The sequence below is a fragment of the Shewanella sp. SG41-3 genome (genome assembly GCF_014164545.1).
GTDB lineage: Bacteria > Pseudomonadota > Gammaproteobacteria > Enterobacterales > Shewanellaceae > Shewanella > Shewanella vesiculosa.
On the sequence record NZ_JACJFJ010000001.1, the window covers coordinates 60,649 to 84,542 of the forward strand.

Annotated in this window: 21 protein-coding genes; 9 read left to right on the top strand and 12 right to left on the bottom strand. The window is 41.5% G+C overall.

Going from position 1 to position 23,894, the window contains the following annotated elements; translation table 11 throughout:
• Window positions 1-49 precede the first annotated feature (49 nt).
• Window positions 50-922: a DMT family transporter gene (locus H5164_RS00300; RefSeq protein ID WP_124017831.1), complete on the top strand. Its 873-nt coding sequence runs from the start codon at window positions 50-52 to the stop codon at window positions 920-922.
• Here H5164_RS00300 and H5164_RS00305 read toward each other — a convergent pair.
• Complete coding sequence (locus H5164_RS00305; protein ID WP_182754151.1) at window positions 900-1,898, bottom strand: ketopantoate reductase family protein; 999 nt, start codon at window positions 1,896-1,898, stop codon at window positions 900-902. The two genes, H5164_RS00300 and H5164_RS00305, sit on opposite strands and share 23 nt — an antisense overlap.
• Window positions 1,899-1,903: 5 nt before the next feature.
• Entirely contained in the window at window positions 1,904-2,260 is a 357-nt protein-coding gene (locus H5164_RS00310; RefSeq protein WP_124017833.1) for a VanZ family protein, read from the bottom strand.
• Window positions 2,261-2,598: 338 nt separating this feature from the next.
• On the opposite strand from H5164_RS00310, the gene H5164_RS00315 reads away from it, so the two are divergent.
• A complete protein-coding gene (locus tag H5164_RS00315; protein ID WP_182698676.1) occupies window positions 2,599-3,084 on the top strand; it encodes a YajQ family cyclic di-GMP-binding protein in 486 nt (161 codons plus the stop codon).
• A 336-nt stretch (window positions 3,085-3,420) separates the two neighbouring features.
• Here H5164_RS00315 and H5164_RS00320 read toward each other — a convergent pair whose 3' ends face one another.
• Window positions 3,421-4,251: a LytTR family DNA-binding domain-containing protein gene (locus H5164_RS00320; RefSeq protein WP_182754154.1), complete on the bottom strand. Its 831-nt coding sequence runs from the start codon at window positions 4,249-4,251 to the stop codon at window positions 3,421-3,423.
• Between the two features lie 188 nt (window positions 4,252-4,439).
• Between H5164_RS00320 and H5164_RS00325 the strand changes: the two genes are divergently transcribed.
• Window positions 4,440-4,910, top strand: coding sequence for a DUF2141 domain-containing protein (locus tag H5164_RS00325; protein WP_182754157.1), 471 nt, complete (start codon window positions 4,440-4,442; stop codon window positions 4,908-4,910).
• Between the two features lie 18 nt (window positions 4,911-4,928).
• On the top strand, window positions 4,929-6,446 hold the full coding sequence (locus H5164_RS00330) for a carotenoid oxygenase family protein (protein ID WP_182754160.1): 1,518 nt from the start codon (window positions 4,929-4,931) through the stop codon (window positions 6,444-6,446).
• Between the two features lie 584 nt (window positions 6,447-7,030).
• Here H5164_RS00330 and H5164_RS00335 read toward each other — a convergent pair.
• The 4 genes from H5164_RS00335 to H5164_RS00350 form a co-directional block, all read right to left on the bottom strand.
• Entirely contained in the window at window positions 7,031-8,455 is a 1,425-nt protein-coding gene (locus H5164_RS00335) for an AmpG family muropeptide MFS transporter (RefSeq protein WP_182754163.1), read from the bottom strand.
• Window positions 8,456-8,583: 128 nt separating this feature from the next.
• Window positions 8,584-8,916 (bottom strand): hypothetical protein, encoded by a 333-nt coding sequence (locus tag H5164_RS00340; RefSeq protein WP_124017839.1) that lies wholly within the window; start codon window positions 8,914-8,916, stop codon window positions 8,584-8,586.
• 368 nt (window positions 8,917-9,284) lie between these two features.
• On the bottom strand, window positions 9,285-9,869 hold the full coding sequence (locus H5164_RS00345; protein WP_124017840.1) for a peptidylprolyl isomerase: 585 nt from the start codon (window positions 9,867-9,869) through the stop codon (window positions 9,285-9,287).
• A gap of 58 nt (window positions 9,870-9,927) precedes the next feature.
• Window positions 9,928-10,494, bottom strand: coding sequence for a YajG family lipoprotein (locus tag H5164_RS00350; protein WP_182754166.1), 567 nt, complete (start codon window positions 10,492-10,494; stop codon window positions 9,928-9,930).
• A gap of 224 nt (window positions 10,495-10,718) precedes the next feature.
• On the opposite strand from H5164_RS00350, the gene H5164_RS00355 reads away from it, so the two are divergent.
• Complete coding sequence (locus tag H5164_RS00355) at window positions 10,719-11,786, top strand: DUF2804 domain-containing protein (RefSeq protein ID WP_259396702.1); 1,068 nt, start codon at window positions 10,719-10,721, stop codon at window positions 11,784-11,786.
• Between the two features lie 216 nt (window positions 11,787-12,002).
• Window positions 12,003-12,881: a sterol desaturase family protein gene (locus tag H5164_RS00360; protein WP_182698681.1), complete on the top strand. Its 879-nt coding sequence runs from the start codon at window positions 12,003-12,005 to the stop codon at window positions 12,879-12,881.
• Window positions 12,882-12,908: 27 nt separating this feature from the next.
• Here the strand turns inward: H5164_RS00360 and H5164_RS00365 are convergent, their stop codons facing one another.
• Together H5164_RS00365 and H5164_RS00370 are read right to left on the bottom strand one after the other, a co-directional pair.
• Window positions 12,909-13,697 (bottom strand): bifunctional 2-polyprenyl-6-hydroxyphenol methylase/3-demethylubiquinol 3-O-methyltransferase UbiG, encoded by a 789-nt coding sequence (locus H5164_RS00365; protein ID WP_182754169.1) that lies wholly within the window; start codon window positions 13,695-13,697, stop codon window positions 12,909-12,911.
• Window positions 13,698-13,753: 56 nt separating this feature from the next.
• The gene (locus H5164_RS00370) at window positions 13,754-14,917 is read right to left on the bottom strand and encodes a methyltransferase (RefSeq protein ID WP_182754172.1); all 1,164 of its coding nucleotides are present in this window, start codon (window positions 14,915-14,917) and stop codon (window positions 13,754-13,756) included.
• Window positions 14,918-15,250: 333 nt separating this feature from the next.
• Here H5164_RS00370 and H5164_RS00375 point away from each other — a divergent pair, with 333 nt between their 5' ends.
• Window positions 15,251-15,661 (top strand): hypothetical protein, encoded by a 411-nt coding sequence (locus tag H5164_RS00375; protein ID WP_124017846.1) that lies wholly within the window; start codon window positions 15,251-15,253, stop codon window positions 15,659-15,661.
• Between the two features lie 49 nt (window positions 15,662-15,710).
• On the opposite strand, the gene H5164_RS00380 is transcribed toward H5164_RS00375, so the two are convergent.
• Window positions 15,711-16,190 carry a type II secretion system protein gene (locus tag H5164_RS00380; protein ID WP_182754175.1) on the bottom strand — a complete coding sequence of 160 codons (480 nt, stop codon included), beginning with the start codon at window positions 16,188-16,190 and terminating at the stop codon, window positions 15,711-15,713.
• Window positions 16,191-16,571: 381 nt separating this feature from the next.
• Between H5164_RS00380 and H5164_RS00385 the strand changes: the two genes are divergently transcribed.
• Window positions 16,572-18,398, top strand: a complete 1,827-nt coding sequence (locus tag H5164_RS00385; RefSeq protein WP_182754178.1) for an ABC transporter transmembrane domain-containing protein — start codon at window positions 16,572-16,574, stop codon at window positions 18,396-18,398.
• A gap of 147 nt (window positions 18,399-18,545) precedes the next feature.
• On the opposite strand, the gene H5164_RS00390 is transcribed toward H5164_RS00385, so the two are convergent.
• On the bottom strand, window positions 18,546-20,150 hold the full coding sequence (locus H5164_RS00390) for an AMP-binding protein (RefSeq protein WP_182754181.1): 1,605 nt from the start codon (window positions 20,148-20,150) through the stop codon (window positions 18,546-18,548).
• A gap of 476 nt (window positions 20,151-20,626) precedes the next feature.
• Here H5164_RS00390 and H5164_RS00395 point away from each other — a divergent pair, with 476 nt between their 5' ends.
• Window positions 20,627-23,182, top strand: coding sequence for a TonB-dependent siderophore receptor (locus H5164_RS00395; protein WP_124017915.1), 2,556 nt, complete (start codon window positions 20,627-20,629; stop codon window positions 23,180-23,182).
• A 92-nt stretch (window positions 23,183-23,274) separates the two neighbouring features.
• Here H5164_RS00395 and H5164_RS00400 read toward each other — a convergent pair whose 3' ends face one another.
• Window positions 23,275-23,835, bottom strand: coding sequence for a thioredoxin family protein (locus tag H5164_RS00400; protein WP_404717002.1), 561 nt, complete (start codon window positions 23,833-23,835; stop codon window positions 23,275-23,277).
• Window positions 23,836-23,894: the final 59 nt, after the last annotated feature.

Sequence of the window (23,894 nt, forward strand, 5' to 3'; positions counted from 1 at the left end):
GCCCTGACTTTTTACCAAGTTTCAGGGCTTTTTTAGAGCAGTAACCAATATGTGGATCATGTTTACCTTTCTCGCCGCATTCATGCAGGCGTGGCGCAATGCATTTCAAAGCAAGCTGAGTAAAGACGTCAGTGTGGCAGGCGTAACCTTGGCGCGCTTTATTTGGGCTGGTCCCATCGCAGCTGTCTATCTATTTAGTTTGCATCAATATTCCCCTACTGCAATACCCACTTTTAATGCCAGCTTCTGGGGCTTTGTTATTGGTGCTTCATCAATGCAAATTTTAGCCACAGGGCTTATGGTGAAGCTGTTTAAAATGCAGAACTATGCCATAGGTGCTGGGCTAGCCAAAAGCGAAGCCTTAGTAGCCGCTATCCTTGGGGTTATCTTTTTTGGTACTCAATTATCAATACTAGGTTGGATAGGCGTTGTCATCGGCGGTTTGGCAGTCATGTTGCTCAGTAGCAAGCAGGGTTTTAAACAGTTATCACTGAAAACGGTATTATTAGGGCTTGCATGCGGCAGTGCTTTTGCGTTGACATCCTTATGGGTAAGAGAAGCCAGTTTAACCCTACAAGGGCCATTTACGCATCGTGCAGCATGGGTATTGCTGTGGGTTATTGGGTTACAAACCATAGTGCTAATTGGTTATTTACTGGCAAAAGATAAATCGACTTTAGCAGCCTTGTGGCAGCGACCTAAATTAACCTTAGCCATTAGCGTTTCCAGTTGTATTGGTTCGATTGGCTGGTTTAGCGCAATGTCGTTGCAGGCTGTACCGTATGTGAAAACCTTAGGTCAGGTTGAGGTGTTTTTCACCCTGATTATTGCGACCTTTTGGCTGAAACAGAAAGTGAAAATTAATGATGTTGCCGGATTACTGCTAATCGCTATTGCGGCTATTTTAGTGATGTGGAGTTAATATTATTAGGCTTACTGAGTCGTAAAACTCTCTCGAGGAGAGCTTGATTTTGGGGAACATCAAGCTGATGCGCCTTAGCTTGCTGGCAAATATAGCCATTAATCTCATGAATTTCAGTGGGTCTACCGTGAGCGACATCTTGATACATAGATGAAAAGTTAGCTGAGGTTAACGCAATCACTTGGTATACCCGCGCACTCAGTGCTGCTTTATCTAAGTTGATGCCATCAGATTGAGCCACTTGGACTAATTCATCAATAATTGCCGCGATCTGTGCTTGGTATTGAGTCGCGGCTAATTGACCATTAGCACACTGATTTAGTGCAGTTAATGGGTTTATGACAGCATTAATCGCCAGCTTTTGCCATAACACGGGTAAAACAGGCTGATGCCATTCAATGGGTTGATGGTCACTGTGCAGATTATTTAGGCGCATCTTTAATGCTGTCGGCATAAGAGGGCCGCTAAAATGCCCCAGTTGGGTTACGCCAAAGCCGCTGTGTTTTACTTGCCACTGATTTTGTTTCAATGCCGCCTGCGATGTTGTGCCTAAGGTCAATCCTTGATGTTTTGCTAATGCAGCAGCCACCGAAAAGTGGGGACCTAAACCATTGTGAAGTAATATAATATGGCACTGAGGAGACAGTTTGGTTAACAATGGGATAAGTGCTAGTTCAACTTGATAGGCTTTGACACACACAAGCAGTAATTCAACCTGGGCTAAGCGGTTATCTTCGGTGCCCAATATGGTCGCTAATGCTTTATGGCATTGCTGCTCATCATCAATAAAATCCAGTTTTTGTTGCCGAGTTTGTTTATCTCGGCCAATAAACATCACATCGTCTACTTCTGGCGTTGGCGAGCAGACAGTCAGTTTGTGATACATCAATTGCCCAATTGCACCCGCGCCTAATATGGCAATCAGTCGATGACTATCGTGCGTGGATGATGGTGGCAATAGTGATGTTTTTACCATATTTTTTAGCGATTCGCTTTTAATTTACGGTATTTAATCATCGAAAAATGCACTAAATAAAACAGGGCAATACCCGTAAGATCAGCGATAACATCGGCAGCTGATGCGCTACGATAGGGAAGACGTGATTGGATCAGCTCAATCAACACGGCATAGGTCGCCAAAGCGCTACACAAAAAATACCAGCGTGGTTTAAAAGCGTAATGAGCTAGGTAAGCAAGCGCGAAAAAGCTACCTAAATGGCCTACTTTGTCCATATGAGCAAAAGTCTGCGGATAACTTGGTTTTGAAAAAACAAGATAGCTTGTCACAATGATGGCGACAACTAAGGCAAGCTTGAAAATATTTTTATAAGTGATCACGAGCGTAATATTGGCCTAGTGAAGCGAGAAGATGGCTAATAATAAGAAACCTACTGAAAATTGTCACTCATTAACCTCTCTGGAAAGTCATAATTGTTATAGTCGAGCCATTTATACTGCTGATAATCGTAAGTTAATCATCGTTAAACTCAGTCTAAATAAGCCCTATAGTGATATTATCAATAAAAATAGCTGCTTGATGATTTTTTGTTAATCAATCACCAGTTAGTCATTAATAACCTCGTGATGACATCTGTGGTCGCACTCCACTATCCCGATAATGACTCCTAGTGTAAAATAGCAAAATATATATGTGATGAACCAAAGAGGAAAGCAAGATGCCATCTATGGATATTGTGTCAGAAGTTGACGAAGAAGAATTACGCAATGCGGTAGAAAACTCCCGCCGTGACGTTGCTGGCCGATTTGATTTACGTGGTAAAGAAATTGACATTGATTTGAAAGACAATGTGGTTACCTTAAAATCAGAAGATGATTTTATTTGTAAGCAATTAGTCGACATTTTGCGCATTCAGCTGAGTAAACGTAACGTCGATCCATCATCAATGGAAGTTGACGACAAAGCGGTTCATAGTGGAAAAACCTTCAGCTTAAAAGTAAATTTTAAACAAGGTATCGACTCACTGATTGCTAAAAAGCTAGTCAAAGCTATCAAAGACAGTAAGCTTAAAGTACAAGCTGCTATCCAAGGTGATTCAGTTCGTATCACTGGTAAAAAACGTGATGACTTGCAAGCTGTTATGCGCCTAGCGAAAGAGTCTGATCTTGGCCAACCATTCCAGTTCAATAACTTCAGAGATTAATCCTGAAGACAGCCATTCTGAACAGAAAAAAGCCGATACGGGTAACCCTATCGGCTTTTTTATTAAATTAAGCGAATTATTTTTTTAGTTTGTTAGGAATATGACCGAGGCTGTCGTACGTCATGGCATTTTTCCCGCAACAATGGCTGTAAAAATGGTGACAGCAATCTATTTCTTCCAATGACCAATATTGAAAAATTGTTTTAAAACGCCAAGAGGGTAGACATCCATTGCAACAATCCTCATGGATGACTAATCATATACTCGTTCTGAGGTGTATCGACGTGAAACCAGCATTGTTTGGCGACAGCATACTGTTTTCTCTGAACAAAATACCTAAATAATATTTGCTGCTTTAACCGCATCAACAAACGTTCTTGAAACGGGGACCTCAAGGTGATTGCTTAGCAACAATGTCATTTTCCTATTTTGTTTATTTACTGATACGACCGCATCACTTGCCACCCACCATGACCTATGAGTTTGTAAGCCAGGAAACCCCTCAAGCTGTAGTAAAGCATCTTTCAGACGCATCAACAGCATGTGACTACCTTTATCGGTATGCACTTTCAAATAGTGATCGTCCATTTCTAAACACAACAACTGGCCGCGTTTGTTGATGGGTAATAACGACATAAATTGCTCAATTTGAATACTCTTGGTATCAGTCGTTGAGGCATGCTCTTCAATCACTTTTGTTGATAATTCCAACTGCTGTTGCTGTTGTTTAACATGATTCTGCCACACACTAAAAAAGGTAATAACACCGCCAATCACTAATGTCTTAGGCAGGAAATGAAGAAAGTCATTGATGAGATTAATAGGGGAATTAAAAAATATCATGGTGATTAATGGCACAACTAAGCTCATTAATATACTTGCTATTAAAGATGATATTGCAACACGTAGCCAAGGAGTACTTAACTTCTCAGATAAATATTTATGCCCTAGATTGATTAACGGTGAATAAATAAAATAACCACAAACACAGGTAAAAACCCAATAGCTAATCGACATAAAGACCGGCAGCTCATGCATGCCAAACGGTGCTAAAAAACCAATAAAAAGTCCTATAGATATTACAACAAGTAGTTCTCGCAGTAATTTACTTTTATTAAAAGTAAAGTTTACCGATTGATTTTTAGTAGATATTTCACGAATCGCCAATGGTACACATTCCTTTTTAGTGACATCTTACGAAGTTTTTAACCCATTTTACGTAAAGCGGCTGTTGCTTTTCTGATGCCCATTCTATCGTCTATTTAACAAGACGCAACGGTGATACTTCACCAGCATATTCCAATTTAACAAGTCAACGTGCCTGCACAATGACACCATTTGCTAAGGATATAAAAATGAGCATCAACAGCCAGAAAATAAATGTTAACAGCAATAAATTAACCCAAGTCATACTGACCTCAATACTCTGCAGTTCATTGTTTACTTCATCGATTTTTGCAGCAGATATCTCTTTTGAAATAGAGGGCGTTAACGCTCAACCCAGTAAGATTTACGCACAGCTGTTTAATAGTCAAGACAGCTATTCAAAAGGAGAGGCACTTAGTGCTACTTATCTTCAAGCTAAGCAAGGTATCAATAAGGTCATTTTTACTAATATTCCTGTCGGTCAATACGCTATTCGCTTCTTTCAAGACGAAAATAATAACGGCACATTAGACACCAACCTATTTGGAATGCCATCAGAAGGTTATGGATTTTCAAACAACGCCAAACCTAATTATGGTCCAGTTGGTTATCAAGATGCGGCATTTACCGTAACCGAACAGCAAGATCCCGTGATTAATCAAACCCAAATTATCTACTAACATAGGGAGGTGCTAATTATGCAACGTAGACAGTTTTTAAAAAGCATGGCTATAGTCGGTGCATCAAGTGTATTGCCCGCATCTGCAACCTTACTTACCGCACCCGTAGCTCCGGCTATGGTCAATGTTAAACGGCTATTTAACGATGCCTTAGCTGTTCATCCTGAATTGATTGGTTTTGCCAATGTAGAACGTAACTTTGAGCCACAAACACTTTCACTTGAAGGGCGTATTCCAGCAGATTTACATGGGGTATTTTATCGCAATGGCCCAGCAAAACATGAACGTGGAGCCATCCGATATCAACATGCCTTTGAAGGTGATGGCATGTTGCAACGTTTTGAAATAAAAAATCAGAATATCGTCCATCGCGGCCAGTTCATTAACACACCAAAATTTAGCCAAGAGCAACAAGCCCAGCAATTTGTTTATTCTGGCCCTGAGACCAAAATTGCCCATGCGCTACCGGTGGTGACTCCTGACACAGTCAATACCGCCAATACCAATATCATTGCTGTTGGTGATGATCTTTGGGCCCTTTGGGAGGCTGGGTCTCCGACAAAAATAGATCGTGATTCAATGCAATTTCAACAGCAAGTTCATTTAGGCGCAGAGTCAAAATACGCCAATGCTTTACAAGGGCTGCCTTTTTCTGCTCATCCAAAAGTGGATCCTAGTGGTGATATTTGGAATTTTGGTTTGCATCCATCAGGTAATATTGTGCTCTATCATCTGGCCGCGAACGGTAACGTCAAAAATGCAGGGGTAATTAACACTCAATATCGTGGCGCAATGCTGCATGATTTCCTCATCACAGACAAGCACCTGTTGATCATTCTGCCATCACTGTTTACTGATAAATCTATTGAAGGACATTTTGAACAAATTAAATACAATACTGACATTCCAATGAGGGTGTTAGTGATTAGTAAGCAGTCATTAACTGTTATCAAGCACTACGAACTTCCAGCGGGGTTTGTATTTCATTATGGAAATGCATGGGAAGAAATAAATGGCACTATTCATTTTGATGCGAGCTTGTATCCCGACGTGAATGTATTGCATAAGCTGTCTAATGTTATGCAAGGCAAGATTGAACAGGCCAGTACAAAAGCAAAAACAGCGCTGATTACTCTGCACACAGAGGGTCATTACAGTATGCAAATAATGCCAGGTACGAGCGAGTTCCCACGCGTGTGTGATCATGTGGTCGGTTTAAAAAACCACTATTTATACCATCTGTCAGCTAAAACCAATAGCCTATGGAGTGATACATTATCATCTCTCAACACCGACACTGGCGCAGAACAGCATTACCATTTTGGGGAAGATTACTTGGTTGAAGAGCACATTAGTGTTTGCCCAAAAGCGATCGAAAATACCGGCTACTTAATCGGTACCGCACTACATGTACCGACAAAGCGTACTTGTTTGAATATCTTTGCAGTGAATGATTTATCTTCAGGCCCCATTGCAAGAGCATGGCTACCTTACCATCTGCCCTTGGGATTTCATGGTAATTTTATGCCGAGTTGAATACCTTCAACAAGACCAAACGCCTCAATAACGCTATGCCGTCGTGGTCCATCCACCACCTAGTGGCTTATTCAATTTGAATATCACAGCGGTGAGCTAAAGGAGCTGCGGCGTTAACCACAACACATTTCGTCCAAAAGTAAGCCCGTTGCTTAGATTTGATTAAATTTTCTATTAAGCTCTTACCGGCAGACAAGCATGACGTTAAATTGAAGAGAGAAATTTCCCGTGTAGATGAATCGGCGAGTATCCCAAATAGTGACATTTTGGCGCCGCCCACATGGATGCTTACCGTAAAAATTAATCGCTGGCATCTCGCTTAATCATCTGCACTAGGCCTGCACCAGGCAGTTAGTTTCAATGACGTCATGGTGTACTTAAGCAATGTTAATTAGGCGAGATTAATCAGACTTGTCATTCTCTTTAGCCAGTGCAGAACCTTGTCACCAAAATCCAACTGAAGTTTGCTAACACCTAACACCTAACAGCCCAAAAAAGATAAAGGCAGATTCTGACTCAGAAGCGCTACCAGAATGACCTCAACTAAGTATTACCGAGTTGAGGTAAAATTGAACATAGCGTTACTAAAGAGGTGGTTTAGCCACATCTGTTGATACATCAATTGAACCATCTAATGATTGAGCCTGTGCCATCACTTGTAGCTGCGATCGATTAACCAACACCACTAATAACAGCACAGGAAAACCAATCAAACTCGCAGCAATGAAAAAGTTGATATAACCAAAAGCATTGACATATAAGCCTGAAAATCCGGCGATAAATTTTGGAAACAACAACATGATTGAGGATAACAAGGCATATTGTGTTGCGCTATAACCCGTACTGGTTAAACTCGATAAGTAGGCAATAAATGCCGCAGTCGCGATACCAGCACTAAAATTATCCACCGAGATAGCCAAGGTTAAAAATGGCACGTTATAGCCAATATAGGCCTGCCAAGCAAACAACAAGTTAGTTACCGCCACTAATAATGCGCCCAAGAATAGAATTTTCATGGTGCCATAACGCATCAGCAATACTCCGCCAAAAGCGGCGCCGACTAAGGTCATGATTAAACCATAGACTTTACTGATAAAAGCGATTTCCTCTTTGCTGAAACCGATATCGACATAAAACACATTTGCCATGATGCCCATGACAATATCGGAGATGCGATAGCATGAAATGAGCAACAAAATCAGAATGGCACTTTTGCCGTGACGTTTAAAAAAGTCAATAAAAGGCAATACGCTAGCACTGTATAACCAGGCTAACGTTCCGGCGATTTTGGCTGGATACTTGGCTGCAAAATCGGCTCTTAGTTGCCGTTCTTTATCGTCAGCGTATTTAGTATCAACCTGAGGTTCTTTGCTGCATAGGGTGGTAATAATGCCAATGCCCATTAACATTGCCATGGCAAAGTACGCTGTTTGCCAAGCTTGTAGATTGTAAGCATCATCACCTGGTGATACCCAAGCTGCTATGGTTAAGGCACCTGCGGTGGCAATGATCATCGCCCCTCGATAACCGACCTGATAGGCTGCTGCGAGTGCTGCTTGCATTTTTTCTGGAGCAGATTCAATTCGAAAAGCATCAATGACAATATCTTGAGTCGCTGATGCGAAGGCGAGTAGTAGCGCGCACAAAGCCAAACGTTCAAGATTAACCACAGGATCGCTGATCGACATACCAAGTATGGCGCCAACTAAGCACAATTGTGCAAACAGCATCCAACCTCGTCTTCTGCCTAAAACACGCGTAAATAAGGGCAGAGACATACGGTCGACTAATGGTGACCATGCCCATTTAAAAGCATAGGTGAGTGCTATCCAGCTAAAGTAACCAATGGCGGCTCGGTCAACGCCGGCCTCACGTAACCAAAAGCTCAGCGTCGAAAAGACCAGCATTAATGGTAAGCCGGCAGAAAATCCCAGCAAGAGTAAGATTAATACTCGTTTGTGGTAATAAACCGATAATGCTTCACGGGTACGAGCCAAAAAAACCGACATAAGACAACTGGATAATGGAGAATGGCTCTAGCTTATGTTGCAAGAGGTTTAGGTTCAAGCCATTCTAAAAGATTATTCAGCCAGTTTGAGGTTAAACTAGAATGCAGACCATAATTCAGATAATTGACTTAAGGTCTGATACCTATACAGCTTTGTGGCACATTGCCACCAATATTGATGTAGTCGCAACAGTCATGCACTTGTTGGCGTAAATATTGATTGCCTTTAATGGCCCAACCAGACCAATGATCAAAACAATACAATAAGTGCCAAAACACTTTTTCAGTATCACTGGGTTGCTCAGTTAATTGCTTGGGATTGTTTGATATAAATTGCCACTCTTCTAATACATCCCACATGTACAGTTGTATTTCTTTGTAATCTAATTGATTGTCTAAAAAAGCTTTGCCGTAATAGGCAAGTTGTGGGGCTTTGGTTTCAATGAAATCATTAGCCGTCATAATATTTACGTCCTTGAATATTAGAAGTACGGTGCCAAGAGTTGCGCAGCTAATTGTCTGAAAGAGTAAACTAGATTATAGACGTTAATCTGGCGATTAACGTGATAAGCATTAAAAAAAGAGTCATATTTGTCATTCTATAGTGCTATTTCATTGATTTATAAGCTAGTAAAAATGTAGGGGGCTAGGTAGTCGGATGATTATGTTAAACATCCCTTGGTGCTGATTAACGTCAATCATGCACTGGTATTGGTATTTGTGCTGGTCTAGATATTTTTTAAACTAAGAGTTTTTGAGACTAAGCATTAAGACAATATCGATGGTAATGCGCTTATTACCATCGATAGGTATAGATCAGTCGTGGGAAATTAGCGAGGCAGTAAAGTGGCTTTTTTTAGTATTACGGTTTTTACCGGAAAATCGGGCCAGTTTAGGGTGCTATTATGTTCAGTCGGCATCAATGAAATGGCTTCTAGCACATCCATCCCTTTGGTGACTTCACCAAAAACGGTGTAGCCCCAGCGGCGTTTAGACGGATCTAATTTCTTATTGTCACCCATGTTGAAGTAAAACTGTCGTGTGGCTGAATGGGGGTCATTATCTCGAGCCATGGCTATTGTGCCAAGAGCGTTCGATAAACCATTGCCCGACTCATTTACCACAGGCTTTAGCGAAGGACGTTCTTCTAATTTAGGAGTTAAGCCACCACCTTGAACCACAAATTCGGCGATTACCCGATGAAAAATTGTATTGTCGTATTCACCCTTAACCACATAAGTTAAAAAGTTATCGACTGTAAGTGGTGCACGGGTTCGATCTAACTCAACCACAATTTTCCCCATAGACGTGTCTAACTCTACTTGTGGATATAGGGTGTCTTTTTGAATATCGACTTCAGCATTGGCGCTTATGCTGGCCAATAACAATAAACAAGTGGCAAGCCATTTAAACATAATATGCAATCCTTTTATTGGCATCTTTCGTGACTCATCGCTGCTAAGCCGTGGTCAATTAACGTTGAATAAATTGGTGTAACTCTTCATCGTTAAGAATTTCTGTCGTGAGTTTATCCACTAGCTTGGTGATATCTAATTCAAGCGTGGCAAAATCAGGGCTCAATGGACCCTTTAAGTAGCCGTTAGCATTATATGTTTTAGTAAATTCTTGCTGTGAATTTTTAGCTAGTACATTAATCACTAAACGTGTTTTAGATTCAAAACTGAAGGTGGTATCAGTGACATCTGCTAATAAATAATTCAACTGAAATTGCACTGAATTTCGTGCGGCGGGGTCTATGACATAACCAGCTTTGATCATCCCATTACGAAATAATTTGTCCAGTTGTTGGCGGATAGGTTCACTGGCACTCACTAATCTCGGCGTTTTGCCTTTTTCGTTGAAACGTACCACAAAACTGGCTTCGCGGGTGTCTATGGTGTCAACCATTAGCGGATAATCAGCTTCAGTTTGTAACTTGACGGGCCCCAATGTGGGATTGAGACCAACATGAGTTGGCTCATAACTCGCACAAGCTGATAGCAATAATGTAGACAGTAAAATAGGGATCAATAACTTCATGAGGCAACAATAACAAGCAAAAGGTAGATAAATGATACCAGAATTTGTCTGGGTTTCCAGCATCGCTAAGGTTATGTTGTTATAAAGATAAATTCGCTAATGAACGCCTCGAGGTATATAGCTAAGTCAATAATCAATAACTTGTTTCAGAGGTTCAATTTAGATGCCGACAACAATCTTACGGGGTTGTTGACATTAATCACTGATCAATTCAGGTTAGTATTATGCAACTTAAGTTTGATAAACAACATTATGTAGGTAATGCAATGCAACATAAACAGCCACAATTGGCGCCAGATAAATTGATTAATGCCAATGGCCAGCCTGTATTTGGCATGTTTGATGGGCTTGTTGATTCACTCAACGTTGATCAGTTTGCTTACTCTACGGTAATGGACAAACCTGCATCAGCAGTGGCTAAGCATTTTGATTTTAAGCAGTTCCAATTTGTGAGTATTATCACCCCTCATTATATCATTGCACTTGCGATTGCGGATATTCGTTATGTTGCTAATGGCTTTTGTTACCTTTATGACATCAAAGCTAATAAGCTAACGCAAACACAATGGTTAACCCCATTAGGGCTTGGCTGTAAATTAAGTGACTCACCTAAGCATGGGCGCGCTGAGATTGGCCGGAAAAGCAAAGGAATTGTTATTAATATTGTCGACGGCCAATGGCAAGTCGAGATTAATCTTGCAGACATACAAGCCAATCTGCGTATTCAGCCTGCACCATTGAGCTTACCCATCTGCTTGTGTACCCCAACGGGTTATAACGGTTGGACCTATACTCAAAAGCACAATGGCTTAGCCGTCACAGGGCAATTAACCATTCATCATGAACCACAGCCTTTGCAATATGCATTGGCGGGTTATGACTTTTCAGCTGGATTTATGCGCCGCGAAACCAGTTGGCGTTGGGCTTCAATCAATGCTCAAACCGACGATGGTGTTATTGGGCTTAATTTGGCCGCCGGGGTTAACGAAACTGGTCAGACTGAAAATGTAATGTGGATTAATGGTCAACGTCATTTATTGGGTGGTGCACAGTTTGATTTTAATCGTCACTCACAACAAGATGGATGGCATATCACGACTAATGATGGCAATGTCGACTTGCATTTTAGACCATTAAATCAGCGCAGCGAAAAGCTCAATTTAATTTGGTTAAAAAACAACTTTAGACAATATATTGGCTATTTTAGTGGCGTGATTTGCGATAACAATGGTAACCAATATAAGTTAACTAATCAGCTTGGCTTAACTGAAGACCATTTTGCCAAATGGTGATAAACACTAATGGTATCTAAGAGGTGAGTGCTTTTTTAACCTAAGGCTTACGGATGACTAAAAACTGTTTACTAACAAAGGATAACTAAAAAGCGCTTATTGGAAGCGGTTGACTAAAATGGCTTTGGCGCAACAAAGCGTTGATTAGGCATTAGGCGCAGCGAAGCGCTAGTACAAACCTTGTTAAAATAATAATAAATAGAAATGGATAACAATATGGACATGGATTTACTGATTGCTCACCCTGAGTGGTTATTATTGGTGTTAGCACCGATCTTTTTCGGCTGTATTTTATTGGAGTGGTGGTTTGGCGTTCGCGCCCAGCGATTACCGAGTAATGCTCAATATCGCCCTGCCGAAGTGCTGTGTAATTTTGTATTAGCTGGCATGCATCAAGTGGCGGATATCATTGCAGGCTTATTTATTGCGAAAATCTATTTACACTTTTTCGGTTGGCGTTTATTTGATATGGAAATGAGCTTATTCACTTTTGGTTTATTGCTCATAGCTCAAGACTTTTGTTATTACTGGTTTCATCGCGCTAGTCATCGTATTCGTTGGATGTGGGCGGCACATGTGGTGCACCACAGTTCAGAGAACATGAATTTCAGCACAGCTTTTAGACAAAGCTTAATGTACCCATTGGCAGGAATGTGGCTGTTTTGGTTACCGCTGGTGGTGATTGGCTTTGATCCTAACTGGGTGGTGTTTGCGGTGTTGCTCAATCTAGGGCTGCAGTTCTTTGTTCACACCCAAGCGATTAAGTCGTTAGGGCCATTGGAATGGATTTTTAATACACCGTCCCATCACCGAGTTCATCATGGGCGTAACCCACAATACATAGACAAAAATTATGCTGGGGTACTGATTATATGGGACAAACTCTTTGGTACATTCGAGCCTGAAAATGAAACTGTGGTTTACGGTATTACTAAACCGGTAAACAGCTTTAATCCGTTAGTGGTGACCTTTAGTGAATGGCGTGAGATGTGGGGTGATGTTACCCAAGCCCAATTATCTCTAAAACAACGTTGGCGGATATTGTTTGCACCGCCTGCAACACATCAACAGTCATCAACTAAAACGGATGCTTAAGCTTAGTTAAATAGGCTTTAGGCTCATTTATCCCACTTTGCTAGCTTTAATAGAGTAGATAAGTGGGATGAGATGGCCTTGATGCTTTAGCTGATATCCTTTGCCTGCCACAAACTCCAAACCCTCGATACAGTTATAAGGACTGTAAGGGTGCTCGTTAAACGCTTCGATGCTGAGGCCCGCCGCAATGAGTGCGCTAATCACTTCACTTATCGGATGTGGCCAAGTGACTACGGTTTCGATTTGGTCGTTATGGTTTTCGGTGTAGGTGACTTCAGCTTCAATATCCGCTTGTAACTGCGCAAAATAGCCATAACCAGACAACACATCATTAAACGGGTGGAACTCAACTAAATGAAACTCACCGCCAGGACGTAATGCGCCCGCAATGGTTTGGGCCCAGCGAGTTAAATCGGGTAACCAAGCTAACACCCCATAAGAGCTGAATACGATGTCATATTGCTCGGTATTGTGGTCACCAAACTGATAGATGTCATTATTGATAAATGTTGCTGGTAAGTGTAGTTGAGCGGCCAGCTTTTTGGCTGTCGTAATCGACTCGCTAGATAAGTCTACGCCAGTGACATTAGCGCCAAGTCTTGCCCACGATAAACTGTCTTGCCCAAAGTGACATTGTAGATGCAACAGACTTTTATTGTGTACATCGCCGACTTGTTCAAGTTCAATGGGGTTTAATGATGACTTGCCTTGGATAAATGCATCTAAGGCGTAAAATGTTGAGTCAAGATGGATTTGAGTTCGCTGGTTCCATGCGTGTTTATTGATCGCTAAATAGTCTTTTGCTTGATTGTCCATTAAATAAAGTCGTCCATTATGATTATTGTCAAATTTTTATATAGCGACCAATCAACTTATTTTATCGCTTGTAAAATGACAAATTTACCATTGGATGCCACAGTAGTGCAGTTTTTAAAAATGCGCTTTATTTTAACGTGGTAGGCTAAATGTCGATTACCGACAATATGCAATAAACCGCCTTTCTTTAAGCGTTTATGTGCGTCGACAAACATTTGCCAAGCGATGTGGTCGGTAATAGCTTCCCCTTGATGAAACGGAGGGTTACATAGCACTAAGTCTGGTTCAACATCTGCGGGTAAGTTACTCAGGCAATCGTCCCAATGGAAAAAAGCTTGTGGCGTTTGTTCTGTTTGTGGTTCTTGGGACTGAGCGTCTAGGGCGTTAGCATGCCAATTATGCTTTGCCGAGGCGATAGCCATATCAGAATCATCGACAAAGTGGATCTGCGCATGTGGATAACATTGCTTTGCATGTAAGCCTAAAATACCGTTACCACAGCCTAAGTCTATGATGTGGTTGAATTCACCTTTGGGCATGTTATCGAGCATAATCCTTGCGCCAATATCGAGCTTATTGGCAGCAAATACATTGGCAAGATTGCTCATCGTCAGTTTCAGTTCATCGACGTTCCAACTCACCGCTTGCACTAATGAGCGTGGTTTACCATCGCTAATACAGCTGATTACCCGTGTTTTTTTCCACGCTAAACTGGCTGATGCAGGACCTAGATTCTTTTCAATACTGGCGAGCAATGCGGGGTTGATTGACTTGGCTTTAGCACCGATCAGTATTTGGGTTCCCGCTGGAAGCACAGTTGATAAACGCGCAAGTTGCTGGCCAAAGTAATGAAGATTCTTCGGTAATTTCATCAACACTAATTGAATATTGTCTGGCAGAGTATCGCGACTGTTAAACCATTGAATATTAGTCGGCGCCAGTTTGTTGCCTAATAAATTTTGCTGACATCCTAGTAAACTGGTTTTTGCGTCGGTTTCAACTATTAACTCACTGTTTGGAGCTTGTGCTGCTAATGCACATGTCAGCGCACCAAAATTATCATTAAGAATTGCAGTTGTGTCTGGGGTTATTTCTGCATCAATGAGGTATTTGATTAGGTATTCATCAGCCGCGTCCCATGCTTGTAAGTTGGATGCTTGTTGGCTTGGATAACGAAAAAGCTCAAGCTCTATACCTGAACAAGCAAATTGGGTTGTCATGACTGTGTTACCTAATAAAAAAGAATATCAATAAAATAGCCTAATATTATCTCAGATAACACCTAGTAGCGCGAGGCTTAGGCTTAAACAAGTTGATAAGAAAAATATGAGTTCAGTTTTACTATTTTATCCGTCAGCTATTTTCGCTAAGGCGATATTGATATTTAAATGCCAAGGGAGATTTTTTATAAAACAAGATGCTAAGAGTACCTCGCTAGGGCAATCAAGCATTATTGGGTAACAATGTTCATGTTATACCGATGATTGCTATTAATTGTACGGTTAAGTAACATCAATCTATTGACTTAAAATAATGGTTTTCAAGGGATAATGATGAAAGGTGCTGGTGGAACGTCTGGCGGAATAGGTCAGTTCTTTATTGGATTAGTGATGATGTGTGGTGGCTTTTATATGTTATTAAATGCCATTAAAGTGACCAGTTCATTTGGCTTTAGTAGCCATTTATATCAGCTGGGTGGTTTTGGGCTTACCAGTGGTATGGTGATGATCCCGTTTATGTTTGGCGTGGGCATTATGTTTTATAATGGCAGAAACATACTTGGCTGGTTACTGACATTTGGCTCATTAGTGGCATTAATTTTTGGCGTAATAAGCTCGATTAATTTTCGATTCTCTTACATGAGTGCATTTGATTTAATTGTTATTTTGGTACTTAGTGTGGGTGGTTTAGGCTTATTTTTACGCTCTTTGAAAGCGATTGAAAAACGCTACCCTGAGTCTTAATCATGTTTGTGGATTGCAATAAATGCGTGTGTTAAATGATATTTGACGATTAACAGCCGCTAGTTTGAACATTTATAATGGGACGAACACCGGTTGAAGTTGTCTGACGGTAACGTAAATAACATGCTGCGGTGCCAGCATCTTCAACAATAACACCATGCCAATATATCCAGGCTCCAGCAAATACGCTGGGGCGTTTGTTCCAATCACCTTGTGGCGGGTTTATTAATAGATCAATCCCCTCAGCACTTCCATCTGGGTAACCATACGCCAGCTTAATATCAACACCATCAACATTAAGTGTCGTTGACGCAAGTCTTTCTACGCCGGCAATAGCGGCTTTGGAATAGGTTAACGTTGCCGCTGACTGCATTGCTGTTTCCATACCATCCATAGTCGACACGATTGCATCAGTACGTAAATCAATAAATTTACTTGTAGCCACAACAGCTAATATGGCCAAAATTATGATCACGACAACCAATTCTATTAATGTAAAACCGCTTGACGCGCTTAAGCTATTCTTCATTATATTTTTCCTCATATTATTGTTAGTCAAAAGCAGGTCGGGGAGCTTGCAATAACAATATTGGCGCAGTATGTGGCAATATTTTATATGCATAAGGCTTTTAATACTGCAGCAAGAAGCCACAAACGCAGCCCAAGTGGGCGGCTACACGGCTTGCATTTTCATCAAATTAGTTTGTTTTAGGGTAATGGCTTATGTCGTATCCCTAAATAAACCATTAAGTTGTTCGTGCCGAACGAATGTTAACTAACAAATTTCAACCAACAAGGTTCAGTACCCGCTTAGCATTATTTTTGCTGAACAATAATCAGGTGTTTTGGGTGCTTGTAGTTAAAGCATCTACAATGTTTTGTTGGTACTATCAGAATATCTTAGTTATTTATGCTGGTTAATACTGTGACGAATTCAACGACTACTGCAACCGCGGCAATTTCTCCTACTAAATCTTCTCCACCGCATCCTGTTCTGCCTTGGATTTTACAGTTTCTATCGCCTTATCGTTTGAAGGTAGTGGCAGCAATAATCTTTTTGTTTATTGGATCGCTAGCATGGCTGTCGCTTGGGCAAGGTGTGCGACTGATGGTGGATGAGGGCTTTGTTGCCGATAACGCAGGGCGTTTAAATGAGATTATGTTGTTTATTATTGCGATAACAGCGGTCAGCGGCACAGCGGTTTTTTGCCGATTCTATCTTATGACATGGCTCGGCGAGCGGGTTAGTGCTGATATTCGATTACAGGTTTACAGTCATTTAATCGCGTTATCGCCAGCTTTTTTTGCCACCCAGCGAACTGGTGAGGTGATTTCACGATTTACCGCAGACAGTACTTTATTACAAAGCGTTGTTGGGTCGAGTTTATCAATGGCATTACGTTCAAGTGTCACTGTGATTGGTGGCATTGTTATGATGGCGTTTACCAGTGTTAAATTGACTGCATTAGTCTTATTAGCGGTTCCCTTGGTACTAGGTCCTGTGAGCTTTTTTGGACGAAAAGTAAGGGCTTTGTCGCGTAAAAGCCAAGATAGAGTAGGCGATCTAGGTGCTTATATCGATGAAACGTTACATGAGATTCATACCGTTCAAGCGTATACCCATGAAGCTAAAGACCGTCAACTTTTTTCCGACCGTGTTGAGGCGGTAATGGATGTGGCGAAAGGCCGTATCAAGTATCGTGCACTACTTATATCAACCGTGATGTTCTTAAGTATTGCCGCCATTGCCTTTGTGACTTGGATTGGCGCCAAAGACGTTATGTCTGGCAGCATCACTGGCGGGGAGTTGTCTGCGTTTATGTTTTACGCTGTGATGGTCGCAGGTGCTGTAGCGACTATTAGTGAAGTCTTCAGTGAAATTCAGCGGGCTTCTGGGGCGGCTGAACGGTTAGTAGAATTAGTTAACACCCCAATAGACATACCTCAGCAAGCTGTACCAGCGCAATTGGTGCTGCCTGTTAATGGTTTGCTCAGTTTTGATAATGTGAGCTTTGCTTATCCATCGGATCATGGGCAAGACGTGATCCGCCAGCTGTCGTTGACGATTGCTCCTGGTGAGCGTGTGGCCTTAGTGGGTCCAAGTGGTGCAGGGAAAAGCACCTTATTCGAATTGATGATGCGCTTTTATCAGCCCAAACAAGGGCGAATTTTATTAGATGGTATTGATATTTCGACGCTATCATTGGCTGATTTACGCCAACAATATGCACTGGTACCGCAAGAGTCGGTGATTTTTGCTATGAACGTACTTGATAACGTGCGATATGGTCGCTTAGATGCCAGTGATGAAGAAGTTAAGCTGGCTTGTATTGCGGCTAAAGCCGACGAGTTTATTAGCGAGTTTACCCAAGGCTATGCAACTTATTTAGGTGAACGTGGCGTGCGCTTATCTGGTGGTCAAAAGCAGCGGATAGCGATTGCTAGAGCGATTTTAGCCGATAGGCCATTACTGTTACTTGATGAGGCCACTAGTGCGTTAGATGCTGTGAGCGAGATAAAAGTTAAGCAGGCGCTTGATTCTCTAATGGCTCAACGTACCACAGTGATTATTGCCCATCGTTTAGCGACAGTGATTAATGCCGATCGGATTTTTGTCATCGATAAGGGGCAATTAGTTGCCAGCGGAACCCATAGCGAATTGATGACCAGTAACGAATTATATCGTGAGTTTGCTAGCTTACAGTTATTAATGGATAACGATGAGCCCGCAATTTAATCAGCTCAGAATTGATTGGCTAATTCGGTATGTTAATCGTTCATCAATAAACAATATGCCTCAGCATCTTGTTTATTGATGAACGGGACGCGGTATTATCGACAAGCATTCACCTTAGGGAGAATGTTCCAAACCATCGATTGCTAATCAAGCTGACTTGCGTAATTCACGACGTAAAACTTTACCTACTGTGCTTTTTGGCAGTTGTTCGGTAAATTCAATAATACGTGGGACTTTATAAGCCGTGAGTTGGCTTCGACAATAATCATTAATTGTCTGTTTTACTGCCTCAATATCCGTTGGCGGCTGTTTTAATACAATCACTGCTTTTACCGCTTCGCCAGAACGTTCATCTTCCACCCCGACGACCGCACACTCTAGCACTAGCTCATGGCTTGCAAGTACGTCTTCAACTTCATTAGGATAGACGTTAAAGCCCGAGACAATAATCATGTCTTTTTTACGATCAACAATGGTGTGATAACCATCAACACTGGCAATACCAATATCGCCGGTTTTGAAAAAGCCGTCTTTAGTCATGACGTTAGCGGTTTCTTCGGCTTTATGCCAATACCCTTGCATCACCTGAGGTCCGCGAACAGCAAGTTCTCCTGCTTGACCGATAGCCACTTCATTGTCATCCATATCAAGCACTCGCACTTCAGTGCCCAAAACGGGTTTGCCAATAGTACCAAGACGCTGATGACCAGGTGCATTAAGGCTGACGACAGGTGATGTTTCAGACAAACCATAGCCTTCTGAAATCATACAACCAGTGGTTTGTTGCCACAAATTAGCCGCGGCGCTGGTTAAGGCGGTACCACCTGAAATGGTTATTTTCATTCTGCTGAAATCTAAGGCTTTAAATTCGGGTTGATGACATAAACCGACAAATAATGTGTTTAAGCCTGCAAACCCAGTAAAGGGATAAGCTTTCATAGTATTGATCAACCCTGCAATGTCGCGAGGATTAGGGATTAATACTGAGCAACCACCTGATTCAAAATACAGGACTAAGTTAACCATAAAAGCATAGATATGATAAATCGGTAATGGCGCGACAAATACATCATGCCCTTCGTTCATGGTGCTGGCAATTCGCGATTTCACTTGGCCTGAGTTGGCTAAAAGGTTGCCATGATTGAGCATAGCACCTTTGGACAAACCGGTTGTGCCGCCAGTGTATTGCAGTGCAATTAAGTCATCATGGTTGGGTTTTATTGGGTTATATGGATGTTTGGCACCTTCAGCAAGCACGGCCATAAATTCTACTTTACTAAATGGTGTTTCTTGCTGGCCTTGTGGCTGAATAAGGTCCATTGCATGCGTTGAAATAACTAACTCGATAGCGGTGTTATCGATAACCTTAGTTAATGTTGGTAATAGATCAGATAATACAATTAAGGCTTTAGCCCCTGAGTCATTAAATTGATGAATTAGTTCACGTTCTGTGTACATAGGATTTGTATTCACGAGCACCATCCCCGCGCGAATAACCCCATACGCCGCAATGACAAACTGAGTAATATTAGGCAGTTGGATTGCGACTCTGTCACCCGCTTGCAATGAGGTGCAATGCTGTAAGTAGCTGGCAAAATAGCGTGAATCACGTTCTATTTCACTAAAAGTGGTGCTTTTACCAAGACAAGCATACGCAGTATTGCCAGCGAACTTTTCACACGCTGTTTCGATTAAATCAACAATGGATGAGTATTGATCTAGGTCGAGTGTTGAATCAGCATCATAAGGCATGCTATCTCCTTTTATGTTTGAGTTATTATTATAGAAATCAAACGTCCGTTTAGATTATGTTGACTAACCTACACGGGTCAATATCAATTGGCAAAGCCTCACTGATATTGATTTGAAATTAGCTTGTTTATTTCGGTTAATCCTCTAAAAACTTCTAGGATAAAAATGCAGCTTAAAGTGTAAAATTATAATTACACTTAAGGTTTGTAGTGATTATGTTTAAAATATTTACTTATTGAAAATAATTCGTTTTGTGATGTATGTCACTAAAAATCAAAAGCTTAGATCGTTATTGTGTTGTTCAATCTTTAGCAAGTGCTTATTTATCCCAAAAAGTGTTAGCAATTGTAATTCAATTGTTATAGAAATGTAGTCGGGATAGGGATTATTTCGATAGTGTGACGTGTTTTTTAGCAATTTTTGTAAAAGACATAGTCGACAAACAACAATAATAAGCAGTTGAGAACATAATAATGATGATGCAATCAAAAAAATCTAAATTTGGTATTAGCTCTTTAAGCTTAGCCATTTCATTTGCACTTGCCGGAACGGTAATTAGCTCTCAAGCTTTTGCTGAAGATGAAGAAGCTGTAAACAAAGAAAATGTTGAAAAAATCGCAGTAGTTGGTTCACGTGCTGCACCGCGTTCAATTGGTGATTCACCGGTTCCAATTGACATCATCAGCAGTGATGATTTAAAGAAAAATGGTTCAACTGACATGATCGACATGTTAGTGACATCTGTGCCTTCTTTTAACTCTCGTGCGCAACCTATTAGTGACGCAGCAACGCTAGTTCGTCCGGTTAACTTACGTGGTTTACCGTCTGACAGTACGCTTATTTTGGTTAACGGCAAACGCCGTCACCGTGCGTCAGTTATTGCTTTCCAAGGTGGTGGCATTAACGATGGTGCTCAAGGTCCAGATATTTCAGTTATTCCAGGTGTAGCATTAAAGCAAGTTGAAGTATTACGCGATGGTGCTGCAGCTCAGTATGGTTCTGATGCGATTGCGGGCGTTATGAACTTTGTATTAAAAGACGCCTCTGAAGGTGGCTCTATCACCGTCAGTCAAGGTGAATACTACGAAGGTGACGGCGCAGCAACTACTATCGATGGTAACATCGGTTTACCGTTAACTGATGATGGCTTTGTTAACATCAGTGCGCAATATAAAACCGCTGATGCGACTAGTCGCAGTGTACAGCGTCCAGATGCCGCTGCGATTGCCGCCGCTGGCAACACTTCAATTCAAGACCCTGCACAAACATGGGGTAATCCAGAGATTAATGATGACTATACTGTTTTCATAAACTCAGGTTTTGATATTAATGATGACACTCATTTGTATGCTTTTGGTAACGTCTCTTCACGTGAAGCAACAGGTGGTTTCTACTATCGTAACCCACATAACCGCGGTAACGTGTATTCCAACGATGGTGGTGAAACATTACTCGTAGGTGCTGTTAATGGCGATCAATCAACTTGTGCGGTTGTGCCAGCTAATGTTCCTAACGTGCTTGATACCCCTGAGTATCAAGCTATGGTCGCCGATCCAAATTGTTTTGCGATGAACCAAATTCGCCCTGGTGGGTATACGCCACAATTTACCGGTAAAATTGAAGACATGTCTTTCTTTGCCGGTGTTAAAGGCGAGTTAGGTGAATGGATGTACGATGCCAGTGCAGGTACAGGTAGTAACAAAGCCAGCTTTGGTTTAAAAAACTCTCTTAACCCATCGTTGGGCTTAGATACGCCAACAGACTTTGACACCGGCTCTTACGAGCAAGTTGAAACAACGGTAAACCTTGATTTCTCGCGTTTTGTGACTTTAGGTGGCATTGAAGACATTAGTTTTGCTGCGGGTGCTGAATGGCGTAAAGAGTCATTTGAAATTGGTCAAGGTGATGAAGCCTCTTGGATTGCTGGCCCTTACGCAGACCAGGGTTTCAACATCGGCTCACATGGATTTAAAGGTTTTGGTCCAGAATCAGCTGGTAAAAACGACCGTAGCAACATTGGTATTTATACTGACGTTGAAGCGTATTTAACCGAAGACTTCTTACTAGGTGTCGCACTTCGTTACGAAGATTTCTCTACTTTTGGTGACACATTAAACTACAAGTTAACCGCGCAGTATGTTGCAACGGATGAATTATCGTTCCGTGCTTCACACAGTACCGGTTTCCGTGCACCTACAGTCGGTCAAGAAAACGTAGTTAATACGCAAACATCGATTGTGAATGGTGATTTGATTCAGACCTTTATTGCGCCACCAACAAATCCATTAGCGGCTTTCTATGGCGGTGAAGTGCTTGAGCCTGAAGAGTCTGTTAGCTATGCAGCTGGTTTGGTGTATCAATATGAAAACTTGTTCTTAACAGTTGATTACTACAACATTGAAGTCACCGGTCGTATTGCTCAGTCAAGCCAAATTTCGGTTAAAGCAAGTGATTATGATGCATTAAGAGCTGCTGGTGTTGAATTTCCTGAACTGATTTCAGCGGTAACCTTCTATACCAATGACTTTGATACCACCACTCAAGGTGTTGATATTGTCGGTTCGTATACTACTGAAATGCTTTCTGGCGATGCCAAGTTTAGCTTAGCCTATGGTTGGACTGATACTAGTGTTGATAAGTATGATCCAGAAACAACTGATGCAGGTAAAGTTCGTCGTTTAGAAGATGGTATTCCAGCACATCGTGCCACTCTAACGTGGGGCCAAAGCTGGGATGATTTAAGCATGTCTGTGCGTGCTAACTATTTTGGTGAATATTACGCAACACATGCTGATGATACTTCTGATTGGGGTTCTGAGGTTGCTGATGCTGCAGTGACTATCGATCTTGAAGTGAGTTATGCGGTACTTGATAACTTAACGGTATCTGTTGGTGCTAATAACATCTTCGATCAAGAAGCGCAGAAGTTAAAAGATGGCACATTAGGTGAGTTAGGTGGAGTGTACTACGAAAGTGGTCCATTCGATTACAACGGTGGCTTTTATTACGGCCGTGTTAACTATCGCTTCTAATATAAGTTAACTGCCATTGTTGTTAATGGCACAATAACGAAAAAGACTGCTTCGGCAGTCTTTTTTATTTCAAGTATCACAAGGATGATAATTTACTGGGCGACTAGAGATAACGCTTGATAAAGGTCATCGATAATGAGCGCTTTAGGCAACTCAATCCCTTTTGGGTAGCTAGGGCCATACACTTTATTAAACGGCGTACCAGCAACAGCCTGTTGCCCCATGTAATGCTCTATGACCGCATCGGCATGGGTCCAGTTACCTTGCATGAGGATAATATGCTGTTGGTTTAATTGGTTTACGACTTGTTCACGGTGAAGCACATTGGCTTTATTGGTCTGGCAGGGCACACACCAATCTGCTGTAATATCAACAAACACAATATTGCCCTGTGCAACATAAGAGGCAATTTTTTCGGGCTGTAGCGGCTGCCAACGAAGCATTTGGTAAGCTTGATAGTTTTCACCTTTATTAATAAAAGCGAGCACACCAGCAAAACAGATCCCCATAAAAATGAGCATGACAATAATCAGGGTCGGAATCGATTTACCTTTAATTTTAGCCCTGATGAGTAACACCACGGCACTAAAAATAACCAAGAGTAATATCATCATTAATGTCGCCATAGGTTTCCCCTGTAAATACGTTATCATACCCATCCTTATCAGCGGCGCTACACTAGCAGCGCATGCTTAACTGGTTGTTAAAATGC